At 61.9% G+C, this 13,383-nt stretch carries 13 protein-coding genes; 11 read left to right on the top strand and 2 right to left on the bottom strand.

All coding sequences use genetic code 11. From position 1 onward, the window contains the following. Positions 1–149: 149 nt before the first annotated feature. Positions 150–899 carry an SDR family oxidoreductase gene (locus AC061P_RS13745; protein ID WP_480392183.1) on the bottom strand — a complete coding sequence of 250 codons (750 nt, stop codon included), beginning with the start codon at positions 897–899 and terminating at the stop codon, positions 150–152. Between the two features lie 32 nt (positions 900–931). After that, entirely contained in the window at positions 932–1,954 is a 1,023-nt protein-coding gene (locus tag AC061P_RS13740; RefSeq protein ID WP_449647805.1) for a zinc-dependent alcohol dehydrogenase, read from the bottom strand. 160 nt (positions 1,955–2,114) lie between these two features. Here AC061P_RS13740 and AC061P_RS13735 point away from each other — a divergent pair, with 160 nt between their 5' ends. The 11 genes from AC061P_RS13735 to AC061P_RS13685 all read left to right on the top strand — a co-directional run bounded on the left by AC061P_RS13735 (position 2,115) and on the right by AC061P_RS13685 (position 13,383). Further along, a complete protein-coding gene (locus AC061P_RS13735; protein WP_449647804.1) occupies positions 2,115–3,341 on the top strand; it encodes a CaiB/BaiF CoA transferase family protein in 1,227 nt (408 codons plus the stop codon). Continuing rightward, positions 3,338–4,471 carry a type 2 periplasmic-binding domain-containing protein gene (locus AC061P_RS13730; protein ID WP_480391478.1) on the top strand — a complete coding sequence of 378 codons (1,134 nt, stop codon included), beginning with the start codon at positions 3,338–3,340 and terminating at the stop codon, positions 4,469–4,471. The genes AC061P_RS13735 and AC061P_RS13730 overlap by 4 nt, the downstream gene beginning before the upstream one ends. After that, positions 4,456–4,926: a MaoC family dehydratase gene (locus AC061P_RS13725; protein ID WP_480391477.1), complete on the top strand. Its 471-nt coding sequence runs from the start codon at positions 4,456–4,458 to the stop codon at positions 4,924–4,926. Before AC061P_RS13730 ends, AC061P_RS13725 begins: the two co-directional genes overlap by 16 nt. A gap of 22 nt (positions 4,927–4,948) precedes the next feature. Continuing rightward, on the top strand, positions 4,949–5,962 hold the full coding sequence (locus AC061P_RS13720) for a LacI family DNA-binding transcriptional regulator (RefSeq protein WP_449647801.1): 1,014 nt from the start codon (positions 4,949–4,951) through the stop codon (positions 5,960–5,962). A 21-nt stretch (positions 5,963–5,983) separates the two neighbouring features. Continuing rightward, positions 5,984–6,955, top strand: a complete 972-nt coding sequence (locus AC061P_RS13715; protein WP_449647800.1) for an aldo/keto reductase — start codon at positions 5,984–5,986, stop codon at positions 6,953–6,955. A 150-nt stretch (positions 6,956–7,105) separates the two neighbouring features. Continuing rightward, a complete protein-coding gene (locus AC061P_RS13710) occupies positions 7,106–8,275 on the top strand; it encodes a mandelate racemase/muconate lactonizing enzyme family protein (RefSeq protein ID WP_480391476.1) in 1,170 nt (389 codons plus the stop codon). Beyond that, the gene (locus AC061P_RS13705; protein WP_480391475.1) at positions 8,262–9,002 is read left to right on the top strand and encodes an RraA family protein; all 741 of its coding nucleotides are present in this window, start codon (positions 8,262–8,264) and stop codon (positions 9,000–9,002) included. The genes AC061P_RS13710 and AC061P_RS13705 overlap by 14 nt, the downstream gene beginning before the upstream one ends. Before the next feature lie 27 nt (positions 9,003–9,029). Then, positions 9,030–9,896, top strand: coding sequence for an amidohydrolase family protein (locus AC061P_RS13700; protein ID WP_480391474.1), 867 nt, complete (start codon positions 9,030–9,032; stop codon positions 9,894–9,896). 162 nt (positions 9,897–10,058) lie between these two features. Beyond that, positions 10,059–11,384 (top strand): ABC transporter substrate-binding protein, encoded by a 1,326-nt coding sequence (locus AC061P_RS13695; protein ID WP_480391473.1) that lies wholly within the window; start codon positions 10,059–10,061, stop codon positions 11,382–11,384. Positions 11,385–11,476: 92 nt separating this feature from the next. Continuing rightward, on the top strand, positions 11,477–12,457 hold the full coding sequence (locus AC061P_RS13690; protein WP_449647795.1) for a carbohydrate ABC transporter permease: 981 nt from the start codon (positions 11,477–11,479) through the stop codon (positions 12,455–12,457). Beyond that, on the top strand, positions 12,454–13,383 hold the full coding sequence (locus AC061P_RS13685; protein WP_449647794.1) for a carbohydrate ABC transporter permease: 930 nt from the start codon (positions 12,454–12,456) through the stop codon (positions 13,381–13,383). The genes AC061P_RS13690 and AC061P_RS13685 overlap by 4 nt, the downstream gene beginning before the upstream one ends.

The following is a 13,383-nucleotide window of genomic DNA, read 5'->3' as shown; positions in this document are numbered from 1 at the left end:
AGGGGGCAGCGCCGCCCTCCGACTATGGCCAAAAACTGGCGTTCGAGGCGTATCTGGATCCGCCACCGGCCATAGAGAAGACCACCTGCTGCGCGCGCCAGCGAGGATTGCCAACAGCACCAACAGCACCAACAGCGTGCGCGTGAGCTCTAGCGGCCCATCCAGCCGCCATCCACGTTCAGGATGGCGCCCGAGACGTAGTCGGAGGAGCGTGACGCGAGGAACACGGTGGCACCCGCGAGGTCGCTCCCGACACCCCAACGACCGGCCGGGATGCGGCCGAGGATTGCCTTCGAACGGTCGGGGTCGTCTTGCAAGGCCTGGGTGTTGTCGGTGGCGATGTAACCGGGGGCGATTGCGTTTACGGTGATGCCCTTGCTGGCCCACTCGTTGGAGAGTGCCTTGGTGAGGCCGGCGATGCCGGACTTCGCTGCCGTGTAACCGGGAACGTTGATGCCGCCCTGAAAGCTGAGCAGTGATGCCGTGAAGATGATCTTGCCGCGGCCACGCTCGATCATCGAGCGAGCGATGGCTTGCGTGAGCGTGAACTGGCTCGACAGGTTCACCTGAATGACGCGATCCCACAGTTCAGTGGGGTGCTCGGCGGCGGGGGCGCGCTCGATGGTTCCGGCGTTGTTGACGAGGATGTCCACGTTGCGGGTCGAGAGTGTCTCGCCCAACGCGGCTACGGCATCCGAGTCGGCAAAGTCGCACGCGATGCCCTCGAAAGTGCGGCCATACGAGGTGACCGCCTTCTCGATGGCACTGCCGGAGGACTCAATGGTGGCGCTCACGCCGATGATGTTCGCCCCGGCGGCGGCGAGTGCCTCGGCCATGGCGAAGCCGATTCCACGCCGTGCCCCCGTGACAACCGCGGTGGTTCCGGTGAGGTCAAACATGCCGTTCATGGGATTGCCCTTCTCATTCGTGCTCACTTCTGGCCCGCGACATCCACGAGAATTTTCATCGCTTTACCTGCGGCCAGGTCAGCAAAAGCTTCGCTGGTTTGCGACAGCGGCACAATGCGCGTGATCAGAAGGTCGGCCGGGATGACGCCCGTATTGAGCAGTTCGATCGCCTTCTCGAAGTCGGTGCGCTGGTACACGCGCGCTCCCATAATGGTGAGTTCGCGCCAGAAGACGCGCTGCAGGTTGATCTCGCGGGGCGTGGGGTGGATCGCGACCACCACGAGAGTTCCGCGCACCTTCGCGAGGTCGGTGGCGCCAAGCACGGCAGCCGCAGCACCCGAGACTTCGAAGACCACGTCGGCACCGGCATCCGTGGTCCACTCGTTGACCCAGGCAACCTGGTCGACCTCGAGCGGGCTGATGGTCGTGAAGCCCAGCGCGTCGATCTGCGCGCGACGACCGGCGTCGATCTCGATTACGGCTACTTCAGCGCCAAATTCACGGGCGACGGATGCGATGAGCACCCCAATCGGACCACCACCGATAATCACGGCCTTGTCCCCGGGAACCAATCCCGAACGGCGAACATCGTGCACCGCAACCGCAGCAGGCTCGACGAGCGCGGCGTGATCGAGACGCAGCTCAGGCGGGAGGGCGACAAGCGTCTCGGCGGGAACATTCCACTTGCCCTGAAGCGCGCCGGGGGAGTCGATGCCGATGAAGTCGAGGTTCTGGCAAATGTGCTGGTTGCCGGCGAGGCACGCGGGGCACGTGTTGTCCCACCAGAGCGGCATGACGGTGACGTGGTCGCCAACGTTCCAGCCTTCAACGCCATTGCCGAAGGCGGAAATGGTGCCGCTCATCTCGTGACCGAAAGTGAGTGGCATCTGCACCCGAGCATCCATGTTGCCGTGCAGGATGTGCATATCGGTGCCGCACAGTCCGTTGTAGGCGACGGCGATTTGAACCTCACCGGCGGCCGGAGGCTTCGGTTCGTACTCTTTGACCTCAAGGCGTTGCTCGCCTACATAACTCACGCTCAGCACTGGTGCGCTCCTTTGCGATTAGTGGACACGAAGGGCGGATGAGGGGCAACGACGGTGCTTGGCACCGGATGTCGCGGCCTGGCTCCCTTGCGTGTATTTCTGCGTCATACTAGCATGATCAAACGATTGTTCACGAGGATCAACAGAAGGCTGAACAGCAATGACTGACGACAACGGCGCACCAACGGAGTCTGCGCCAATGGACCGCCCCCTCGAGGGCATCTTGGTGCTCGACTTCAGCCAATTCTTGGCCGGACCAGTCGCCGCAATGCGTCTCGCAGACCTCGGCGCCCGCGTGATCAAGGTCGAACGACCCGGCACGGGAGATATCGGTCGCACCCTCGCGTTCGCCGGTCGAGAGTTCGACGGCGACACCGTTTCCTTCCACGCGATGAACCGCAACAAAGAATCAATCACTGCTGACCTCAAGGTGGCCGACGACCTCGCCTACGTCAAAGAACTTGTCGAGCGTGCCGACGTGATCATCCAGAACTTTCGGCCCGGCGTGATGGAACGCATCGGGCTCGACTTCGAATCGGTGCGCGCCATCAACCCCGGCATCGTCTACGCCAGCGCGACCGGCTATGGCGAAGAGGGCCCGTGGAAGGATCGCCCTGGGCAAGACCTGCTCGCTCAGTCGATGTCGGGCATCCCGTGGCTCAACGGCTCGAAGACTGACGGCCCTGTGCCTGTCGGGCTCTCGATTGCCGACCACCTTATGAGCTGCCACATCGCTCAAGGAGTGACCGCCCTTCTCGTGCGTAAGTTCCGCACCGGCAAGGGCGGGCTCGTGCAGACGAGCCTGCTCGAAGCAATGCTCGACCTGCAGTTCGAACTGCTCAGCACCAAGCTCAACGACGACAGCATCACGGTGCAACGTCATGGCGAGCACTCGGCTCACGCCTTCTTGGCGGCGCCCTACGGCACGTATCCCACCACTGATGGTTACATCGCGATGGCGATGAATCCGCTGCCGAAACTGGGCGACCTGCTCGGCATGCCCGAACTGAGTGAGATGCACGACCCTCAACTGGCGTGGGATCGCCAAGAGTACGTCGAAGACCTGCTCGCCGCGCGCTTTGCGACCGGCACCACCCAACAGTGGCTCGACATTCTCGATGCCGGCGACGTGTGGTGTGCTCCCGTGCTCACGCTCGACGAACTGCTGGCCTCGGGTGGGTTCGAAGCGATTCGGATGACGCAGCCGGTCAGCCGCGGAGGCAACGAGTTGCTCACCACCCGCAGCCCCATTCGCGTTGATGGCCAGATTCTCACGAGCACTAAAGCGGCCCCGACTCTCGGAGAGGACAACGCTCGAGTGCGTGCCGAGTTCCCCTCCCGCGCCGCCGCAACAAGCGCCCCCGCAACCCAGGAGGCCTCCGCATGAGCCCGACGATCATCAAGGGAATGACCTGGGAACACGAGCGCGGCTACGGCAGCGTCGTGAAGGCCGCCGAAGCGTATCGCTCGGTAGCTCCCGATGTTGAGGTGCAGTGGGAGTACCGCTCACTGCAGGCTTTTGCCGACCAAGACTTGGACAGCATGGTTGAGCAGTACGACCTGCTTGTGATCGATCATCCGCACATTCCGATTGCTGCAGAAGATGCCCTCTTCACTCCGCTGAACGGTCGCGGCTTTGACTCCGAGCTGGCCACGCTGGCAACGCAGTCGGTTGGTCGCTCGCACGAGTCGTACCAGCACCTCGGCCAGCAATGGGGCCTTGCGCTCGATGCTGCCGCGCAGGTTGCCGCGTTCCGCCCCGATATTCTCGAGTCGCCGCCGCGCATCTGGGATGAGGTGATCGCGCTCGCCGAAGAGGGTCGAGTGCTGTGGCCCTTCAAGCCCGTCGACGCGTATTCGAGCCTCATCACGATCGCGTCAGGGCTCGGCGAAGATGCCATGGCTGACCCCGGCGTCTTCCTCTCAGAAGACATGCTGACCCGCGCGATGGAATTGCTCACTCGCTTGGCGCGGCTGGTGCCAGCCGACAACGCCGGCTTCAATCCGATTCAGGTCGCGGATGTGCTCGCCGAGAGTGACACCTTCGCGTACGCGCCGCTGCTGTTTGGGTACACCAACTACTCGCGTGCGGGCTACCGGTCAAACCGCGTGCAGTACATCGACATCCCGAGCTCCACTCGTGGCGTTGCCGGCTCGCTGCTTGGCGGTGCGGGTATCGCCGTGTCGTCACGCAGCCAGGTGATGGATGCCGCGATCGCGCACGCCTACTGGCTCGCGTCGGGCGCCGTGCAAGAGGGTTCGTACTATGACGGCGGCGGCCAGCCCGGCAACGCCGTCGCGTGGGAGAGTGCGCGCACCAACGCCGACAGCCTCGACTTCTTCACCGGCACGCGCGCAACGCTCGAAGGTGCCTACCTGCGCCCGCGGTTCGCTACCTACATCGAACTACAAAATGCGGTCTCCCCGCTCGTGACCTCAGCCCTGCGCGGCGAGATCACCATTGACGAACTACGCGAACGCCTCGACGCTGGCGTCGCAGAATGGCTGGTGCGCTGATGCTCACGAAAGACCGCTGGTATGACGACCACGAGGTGGGGGAGCGGCGCGAAACCGTTGGCCGCACCATCACCGAAGCTGACATTGTGCTGCACGCTGGCCAGACCGGCGACTTCTTTCCGCACCACATGGATGCCGAATGGATGGCGACGCAGCCGGCTGGTCAGCGCATTGCCCACGGCACCCTCATCCTCTCCGTCGCCGTGGGGATGACGGCGGGCGACATCAACCCGCAAGCGATGAGTTATGGCTACGACCGCATCCGCTTCATCCGCCCCGTCTTCATTGGGGACACCATTCGGGTAACCGCCGAGATCAACGAGATGTCGTTGCACGCGAAGCGACCGGAGGAGGCTGGCTACCTGCACGAGCTGGTCACGGTAACCAACCAACATGGTGACACCGTGATGGTGCTGACTCATCTTTATCTGGTCAATCGACGTACCAGCGACTAGTTGCCCGAATACACTGGCAACTATGGCTACTTTGAGTGATGTTGCGACCCGCGCCGGAGTTTCGGTGTCGGCGGTTTCGCGGGTGCTGAGTGAAAAACCTGGCGTGCGAGTGAGTGTGGCGACCCGTCAGCGCATTCATGATGCAGCGAAAGAGCTTAACTACCGCCCCAACTTCACGGCTCGAGCCCTCAAGTCGTCGCGCACTCACGCCGTCGGCCTTGTGGTGCCCGGTGTGACCAACGCCATCTTTGCTGAGCTCATGCGCGGAGTGGAAGAAGAGGCCAGCAGCAAGGATTACATGGTGCTGATCGCCAGTACCGAACGTTTGCCCGAAGGTGAAGAGTCGATCCCGCGCCTCATGGGTGAGGGACGAGTCGACGGTGTTCTCGTGCAGTTCGGTGACCACCTAAGTGGTGACGATCTGCGCACGGTGACCGACAGCGGCTTGCCCGTGATCTCGATCAACACAATCAACCCTGGCAGCGGTGGTTCTGTTCGCCTCGAAGATGAGGCGGGGATGCGCCTGGCAACCGAGCACCTCATCGAGCTCGGCCACACCCGCATCGGGTACGCCGGCGGTGTGCCAACCTCGGAGTCAGGTCAGCGACGTCTCGCCGGATTCCTCGAGGCGATGGCGAACGCGAAACTCACGGTCGAACCCGAACTCGTCACCGACTTCGGCTACTACCCCAAGCAGGGTGCTCAAGCCCTCGATGCGATGGCCGAGTTGTCGACCCCACCCACAGCGGTGGTCGTGGCGAACATCAACGCCGCTCACGGTGTGCTTTCGGAGGCACGACGGTTGGGCATCCGCGTACCTGAAGACATGTCGATCGTGGCGATGCACGACACCTGGACCGCCGAAATTGCGTGGCCACCGCTGACCTGCGTGCGCCTGCCGCTCTATGAACTTGGCCGTGCTGCGATGGCCAGCCTGTGGGAGAACATCAACTCGGGAACGGCCGAAGACCGTGTCATCGCCGACCCAGCACCCGAGCTGATCGTGCGCGAATCTACTGCGCCACCGGCGCGCTAACACTCCCTGGAGGGGCCAACAGTGAAAACCAGATCAACTCAGCGTGGACTTGAACTGACAGAGATCGGCCTGGGGGCCGCGCAGTTGGGAAACCTCTACCGTGAAACCACGGACGCTGAAGTTGACGAGAGTGTTGCCGCCGCGTGGGATGCCGGAGTTCGCTACTTCGATACTGCGCCGCACTACGGGCTCGGCCTCTCGGAGCGTCGCCTCGGCGAGCAGCTGCGCACTCACCCCCGCGACAACTACGTGATCTCGAGCAAGGTCGGCAAGCTCCTCGTACCGAATCCCGGTGGAGAAGACCAGATGGATGACCAGGGCTTTGCCGTGCCCGCCGTCACCAAGCGTCAATGGGATTTCAGTCGCGACGGCATCCTTCGCTCAGTCGAAGATTCTCTCGCCCGCACCGGGCTCGACCACTTCGATGTGCTCTACATGCACGACCCCGACGACCACTTTGAGCAGGCCTCGACCGAGGGAATCGGCGCACTCATTGAGCTACGCGAGCAGGGCGTGGTGAAGGCGGTTGGTGCAGGAATGAACGCGTCGGCTCCGCTCGCCGAGTTGATCCGCCGCGCGGATGTTGATCTCGTAATGTGTGCAGGACGCTTCACCCTTGTCGACGATTCGGCGCTCGCAGACCTCATGCCCCTCGCTCTCGAACGCAACGTCGGCGTTGTCGTTGCCGGCGTCTACAACTCGGGATTGCTCGGCCGCAATCGACCGAGCCCCGATGCAACCTTTGATTACGGGCCGGTTCCGCCCGAGATTCTTGAGCGGGCCAATCGGGTTGCGGATGCGTGTGAAGCCCACGGCGTCACACTTCCCGAGGCCGCTATCGCGTACGTACTGCGGCATCCGGCGGTCGTTTCCGTTGTGGTCGGAGCGCGCGGGGGCGGACAGGTGCGGTCGAACATCGAACGCTATGCGTCCACGATGCCCGAGGGGCTCTGGGGCGACCTCGAAGCTGCCGGGCTGGTTGCTGCGCTCTAGATCACCGGGCTAATAGCGCCATGCCCACCTCAACAGCGCCCGCAGTCTGAAGTGCAATTGCGCGGATGCGGTCCCACATGCTTGTGATCAAACGATTGATCAGATACCGTAACCATTATCGCTCGCTACTAGAAATGAGGCGCCCTTCCCATGGGACTCACTGATACAGCTCTCACCATTACCGCCGTGCGCGCAGTGTTGCTTTCGCACCGGTACCAGCCCGGAGAAGAACTCACGTGGGTCGGAGGCACCATTTGGTCCTGGGATGCCGCTCTCGTCGAAGTAACCCTCTCTGATGGAACCACCGGAGTCGGGGAAGCGGGAGCCGGCATCATGGCAGCCGCCGCCGTGCCTGGAATCGTGGATGCCTTCCGCCCCTACGTTCTCGACCACGAATTCGCTCACCCCCTCGAAGTCGCCGACCACCTCCGCGCCTACACCGCTTTCTGGGCGCGTGGCGGAATGCTCAACGGCGTTGCCGGAGCAATCGAAACAGCCGCGATGGATGCCGTAGCTAAGCGCCTCAGCGTGCCAGGCTACGAAGTGCTCGGTGGCCTCAAACGCGACTGGATCGAGTCGTACGCCAGCGGCGGACTCGGCACGACCTTCGGCGAAGTCTCCGACTGGGCTGCCGCCCAGATCGAAGCCGGCTTTGGCACCGTGAAGTTCCGCGCCATGACCGACCCAGACACCACCATCAAGCTGCTCGACCATGTGACCGCGCTGCTACCCGAGGGCGTGCAGTTCGTCATTGACGCCGTGCAGGCCTGTGCCTCTGACCCGTGGCCCGTCGAGGAAGCAATTCGCGTTGGCCATAAGGCTGCCAAACTTGGTGCTCGCTGGTACGAAGAACCTTGCCAGGCGGATGACGTGGCTGGCTACGCCGCCGTGCGTGCCGCCGTGAACGTACCGATCTCCGGTGTCGAATCCAACGGAACCGTGCGGGACTTCGCTCAACTGCTCGACGCGAATGCGCTCGATGTTGCTCAGCCCGACGTCACTTTCGTCGGTGGCCCGAAGGCCTTCGCGCAGGTCGCCGAACTCGCTCACGCCACTGGCGTGAAGACGGTTCCCCACGTGTGGGGCAGTGGTGTCACCGTCGCCGCGAACCTGCACACCGTGCTCGCCAACCCCTACGTTGAACTCTTCGAGTACTGCACCCTGCCCAATCCGCTGCGTGACGCGATGCGAGTGGAAGAGGTCGAGTTCAAGGACGGCGGCATCGTCGCTCCGAAGGCTGCCGGCCTCGGCATCCAGCTCACTCCCGAAATCGAAGCACAGTTCCCGTTCAGCCCTGGAGGTGGCCATGTCATCCGCTAACCCCACGCCCGAAGCATCCGGAGCCGCAGCCGCAGCCGCAGCCGGAGCCGCAGCCGCAGCAGCAACCGGCAAAGCAGGGTTCACCCCGTTGCCCGGCGACGAGCGTCTCACGACCGCGATTCTGAGTGACTCGTGCGACGAATCGGGCTTGCGCAACCAAGTGCTCAACCAGCGCCTCGCGCCGATAACGCCGGGGTCGCGAGCTTTCGGTCGCGCCCGCACGGTGCGGTTCGCTCCGGCACTCGAGTCAGATCTCGACGACCCCTACAAGGAGTCAATCGACTTCATCGACGGCATTGGCGCTGGCCAGATGATTGTGATCGCCACCGACAACAGCAACGATTCTGGCTTCTGGGGAGAACTCTTCAGTGCGGCAGCGCTTGGTGCGAAAGCCTCCGGCGTCATCACCGACGGCAACCTGCGCGACACTGACAAGATCGCCGAACTCGGCTTTCCGTCGTTCTCGCGCTCGCGCCGCCCGATCGACTTTCGGGCCCGGATGCGCGTCATCGCCTCCGATGTTGTCGTCGAGTTGGGCGGAGTGCTCATTGCGCCCGGCGATCTCGTGATGGCCGATGATGACGGTGCCGTCGTAATTCCCCAGGCGCACGAAGAAGAAGTGCTCACGCGAGCTCGCACCCGAGCATCCAATGAATCGACGGTTCTGGCTGAACTGCTTGCCGGAGATTCTCTGCGCACAGTGTGGGAACGACACGGCATTCTCTAAACTGGCAACCGGCGAAGGGACAACACCGTGGTTTTTCCAATCATTGACTCTCACCAGCACGTCTGGAACCCCAATAGGGCGCACTATGACTGGCTCGACGATTCGTTGGCCCCAATAAACCAGGTGATGACGCTCGACCAACTGATTCCTGAGCTGCGGGATGCCGGCATTGACTACACCGTTCAGGTTCAGTCTGCCGACAATTTCGATGACACGCGGCTCATGGTTGAGTCAGCAGCGGCGCACCACGAGGTCGCTGCGATTGTCGGCTACGCCCCGATTGATCGCCCCGAGCAAGCGGCACGAACGCTTGAATCGTGGCAGGGCGATACGCGCATGGTCGGGGTTCGCACGCTCATCCATACCCAGGAAGACCCGGAGTGGTTGCTGCGACCCAACGTCGACGAGGGGCTCACTGTGCTGGAGCGCGCTGGGCTCACCTTCGACGTGGTCGCAGTTCTACCGGAGCACCTCGCGCTGATTCCAGAACTCTCGAGGCGGCATCCCGAACTTCGCATGGTGATCGATCATTTGGCGAAACCGCCGATCGGGCTCGACGAGCGTGAACCGTGGTGGTCGGCGATTGAGATTGCTGCCGAGAACCCGAATGTTTACGCGAAGATCAGCGGGCTCTACTCGGCGGCTGGTGATCCACAGCAGTGGACCACCGAATACGTTCGCCCCTATTTCGAACGGGCCATCGAGGTCTTCGGGCCGAAGCGACTGATGTATGGCGGCGACTGGCCCATTTCGGTGCTCGCCGGCGGCTACACCCGGGTCTGGCAGGGCCTCCAACCGCTCTTCGACAGCGTGGATGCCGCAGACCGCGAACAACTGCTCGGCCGCACCGCCGCGGAGTTCTACCGCATCGATCCCGCGCGCATTGGCTATTGAGGTGCAGCGCACAAACCCGTAGATAACAGTTGAAAAACCTTTGATCAAACGTTTGCACAACTTACTAGGTTGGTATAACGTTTGAGCACCGGAGAAACCGAGCCGTTCCAGCGCCTCGCGTCTCTCCACTACGAAGCAGTAGTAACTCACCTAGGAGTGTCAATGAAGACGAAGAGGTTTCTTTCCGCCAGTGCAGGAGTGGCCATAATTTCCGCCGCTGCACTCGTTCTATCCGGCTGTTCAGCTGACGGAGGCGCAACCGCCCCCGAACAAACTGACTCGGGTGGAAAAATCACGGTGTGGGTTGACCCGCCCCGTGTTCCCGCAGCAGAAGCTTTCCAGGAAGCACACCCTGAGATCGAAATCGACGTTGTCCAGATCGATGGCACCGTCGGTGGGCAGACCGTGAAGCAGGCATTCGCCAACTTCGACTCTGCCGGATCAGGATGGCCTGACGCCATCTTCTTCCCCTCCAATGACGACATCGCGTGGGCGACTGGTGCAGCGAGCAACTACGCCGCAGACCTCACCGATCTGCTCCCCGATGTTATCGACGGCTACGACCCCGCAGTGCTCTCGTTCTGCGACATCGATGGTCAGATTCGTTGCCTCCGCAACGACGCTGCACCTGACGTGTTCTGGTACAACAAGGCATTCTTCGACGAGAACGGCTACACGCTCCCCACCACGTGGGAAGAGTACGGCGACCTAGCTGTGGAAATTGCAGCAGACCACCCCGAAAAAATCAGCGGATTCTTGGGCGACGCTTACGCAGTCAACCGCTACCTTCAGGCAGCAGACTGCCCCACGAACGACCGTCTTTCCGAGTCGGAAGTTCACATCAACCTCGACGACCCGAACTGTGTTCGCGCTAACGAACTGCTTACGCAGATGTACGACGGTGGCGCACTCACAACTCAGGGCATCTTCGATGGTGACGCCGCAGCAGCTGGTGTCAACCTCGTGATGAGCCCCGGTGCCGTCTGGTGGGGCAACTACCTCTTCCGCGATACCTGGAAGATCCCTGCAGGCCAGATGAGTGCAAGCGCACCGTTGACGTGGGAAGGCGAATCAAGCCCGACCGCCGGTAACGAAGGTGGCGGCCTCTGGGGCGTCTCCTCACACATCACCGGAAAGCAGCTCGAAAACACGCTGACCTTCGCAACCTTCGTCGCAACCGACCCGGCGTGGCAGGTTGAGTTGTCAACCGGTCTCCCCGGTTACGGCCCGATTCAGGATGCTTGGCTCGCCAAGCTCGAAGCTGACGGCTACTTCGCCGATGTTGCCTCCGTGCAGCAAGCATTCAAGGATGCGGCAGCAGCAGTAGCGCCGTACTCCTACATGCTCTACGACACGGGTGCAGCGTGGACCGAGACAGTTAGCCCCACGCTGATCGCTAACGGTTCGATGAGTGATGCGCTCGGTACCTTCGGAGAAGAGCTCGTGAACCGCGCCAACTCAGTCGGCTACACGGTCACCGCCGAATAGCAGCAACCAGCTAGGCACAGCATGTGTGGGGGTTTCAGATCCTTGAGGCCCCCACACTCTGTTCCACTCCACAACTCATAGGCGAGGAATACATGAGCAGCTCAACGCTAGCCACGAAAGGTACGGAGCCACCGGCTACCGGCCCCCGTGCATCCACCACCCCTCGGCGTCACCGCACACGCCATGCAGAAGCCCGCGGCGCCTGGATTTTGCTTGCCCCCTACCTCGCCCTGCTTCTCGTTGCCGCAGCAATCCCCATCGGTTACGCCTTCTGGATCGCCCTGCAAAAAGCTCCAACACTCGTCGACCCCACCAGCGGATTCGGCGGCTTTGACTCGTTCATCACGGTAATTACCGATTATCGGTTCTCCGGAACGTTCATCAACATCTTCTCCGTCATGATCGTGTGGTTGCCGCTCATGATGGTCGGAATCGTCGGCCTGGCGCTGCTGGTACATGCCAGCCCCGGACGCTTTGGCGACACAATGCGTTTCTTCTACTTCATCCCGGGAGCGTTGAGCGGAATCGCGAACTTCGTGCTCTGGGTCTACCTCCTTCACCCCACCCAGTCACCGCTCGCGCCACTCTGGCAAGAAGTCGGGTTCGGGTCGCTCAAAGAGATCGTCACCGACGGCAACATGCCGATGATTCTCACCGGAATGCTGTTCTTCCAAGGCGTCGGAACGTGGATCATTGTCGTCAATGGCGGCCTCAACGGTATTCCAGACGAAATCTTTGAGGCAGCCAAGATCGACGGCGCACGCGCGTGGGATTTGGCGTGGCATATCAAGCTTCCGCTCATCCGCCCCTGGATCGGCTATGCAGCCCTAATGAACCTCGCCTACGGTTTCCAGCTCTTCCTCGAGCCGTACCTGCTGCGACAGATTTCCTCTGGCGCGATTGCGGGCGAGTGGGCACCAACCCAGCTGGGTTACGCCTTCGCGTTCACGAACCGAAACTTCCCCGCCGCAGCAGCGCTCTCCATCATTCTGCTCGTAATTACCCTCAGCATTGGAGTCGTCATCGTGATGAAGAGTGGACTCTTCGGCGACGAAAAGGAGAAGAAGCGATGAGCAACAGCGCTCCCGGCGTCGTCGGCGCCAAACACTGGACGGTTGGCCGGATTGCCCGCATCACCGTCATGGTGATCGTTGCTGCCGCCTTCATCCTGCCCATCATCGGCTTCATCGCGATGGCCTTCCGCAGCCAAGAAGGTGTGCTCGCGGGAACCGATGGTTTCCTTGGCCTCGGCGGAATCTCGTGGGACAATGTCGTGTTCAGTTGGAGCCAGATCAATGGCTTCGGCCCCGGTGATGGTGGCCTCTTCACCCGCTGGGTAGGAAACTCGCTCGTGATCGCCATCGTTGGCGGAGTGCTCGCCCTCGTTGCAGCGCTGCCAGCAGGGTATGCACTATCTCGACTGCGGTTCCGCGGCCGCAAGGTGCTGCTCTTCGCTACCCTGCTCGCCATGGTGATGCCCAACACTGTTCTCGTCATCCCGCTGTTCCTCGAAGTGAATGCCATCGGCGCCGTCGGCCAATTGTGGCCAGTGGCAGTAATCATGGGCTTCTTCCCCTTCGGCACGTACCTCGTCTATATCCACTTCATGACGACAATGCCGCAAGAGCTGGTAGAAGCAGCCCGGATCGATGGCCTCAGCGAGATCTCGACCTTCTTCTACGTGGCACTGCCCATTTCGAAGCAAGTCATCGCGCTCGTCGCGTTCTTCTCCTTCGTGGCTAACTGGACCAACTTCTTCCTCCCCTTGGCACTGTTGACCTCTAACCAGGAGAACAAAACCATCTCGATCGGCATCCAAGAGCTCATCGGTGCCAGCCCACTGTTCAATGCAACAGTGGCGGCCGGGCTCGACGTGAAGCTCTACATGCCCCAGCTCGCGCTCGCCACGTTCATCTCCATGATCCCCCTGCTGATCGTGTTCCTCACGGCCCAACGCTTCTTGATGCGGGGACAAACGGTTGGTGCGGTGAAGGGATAA

Source organism: Rhodoglobus sp. G.S.4 (assembly GCF_056619605.1).
The sequence above is the reverse complement of the archived record's forward strand: the minus strand, read 5'-3'. Positions and strand labels throughout refer to the sequence as shown.

Excerpts from the sequence above, each read along its gene's own strand:
- AC061P_RS13745 (WP_480392183.1), bottom strand. The coding sequence starts at position 899 with ATGTTTGACCTCACCGGAACCACCGCGGTTGTCACGGGGGCACGGCGT.
- AC061P_RS13735 (WP_449647804.1), top strand. The coding sequence starts at position 2,115 with ATGACTGACGACAACGGCGCACCAACGGAGTCTGCGCCAATGGACCGC.
- AC061P_RS13730 (WP_480391478.1), top strand. The coding sequence starts at position 3,338 with ATGAGCCCGACGATCATCAAGGGAATGACCTGGGAACACGAGCGCGGC.
- AC061P_RS13725 (WP_480391477.1), top strand. The coding sequence starts at position 4,456 with ATGGCTGGTGCGCTGATGCTCACGAAAGACCGCTGGTATGACGACCAC.
- AC061P_RS13720 (WP_449647801.1), top strand. The coding sequence starts at position 4,949 with ATGGCTACTTTGAGTGATGTTGCGACCCGCGCCGGAGTTTCGGTGTCG.
- AC061P_RS13710 (WP_480391476.1), top strand. The coding sequence starts at position 7,106 with ATGGGACTCACTGATACAGCTCTCACCATTACCGCCGTGCGCGCAGTG.
- AC061P_RS13705 (WP_480391475.1), top strand. The coding sequence starts at position 8,262 with ATGTCATCCGCTAACCCCACGCCCGAAGCATCCGGAGCCGCAGCCGCA.
- AC061P_RS13695 (WP_480391473.1), top strand. The coding sequence starts at position 10,059 with ATGAAGACGAAGAGGTTTCTTTCCGCCAGTGCAGGAGTGGCCATAATT.
- AC061P_RS13690 (WP_449647795.1), top strand. The coding sequence starts at position 11,477 with ATGAGCAGCTCAACGCTAGCCACGAAAGGTACGGAGCCACCGGCTACC.
- AC061P_RS13685 (WP_449647794.1), top strand. The coding sequence starts at position 12,454 with ATGAGCAACAGCGCTCCCGGCGTCGTCGGCGCCAAACACTGGACGGTT.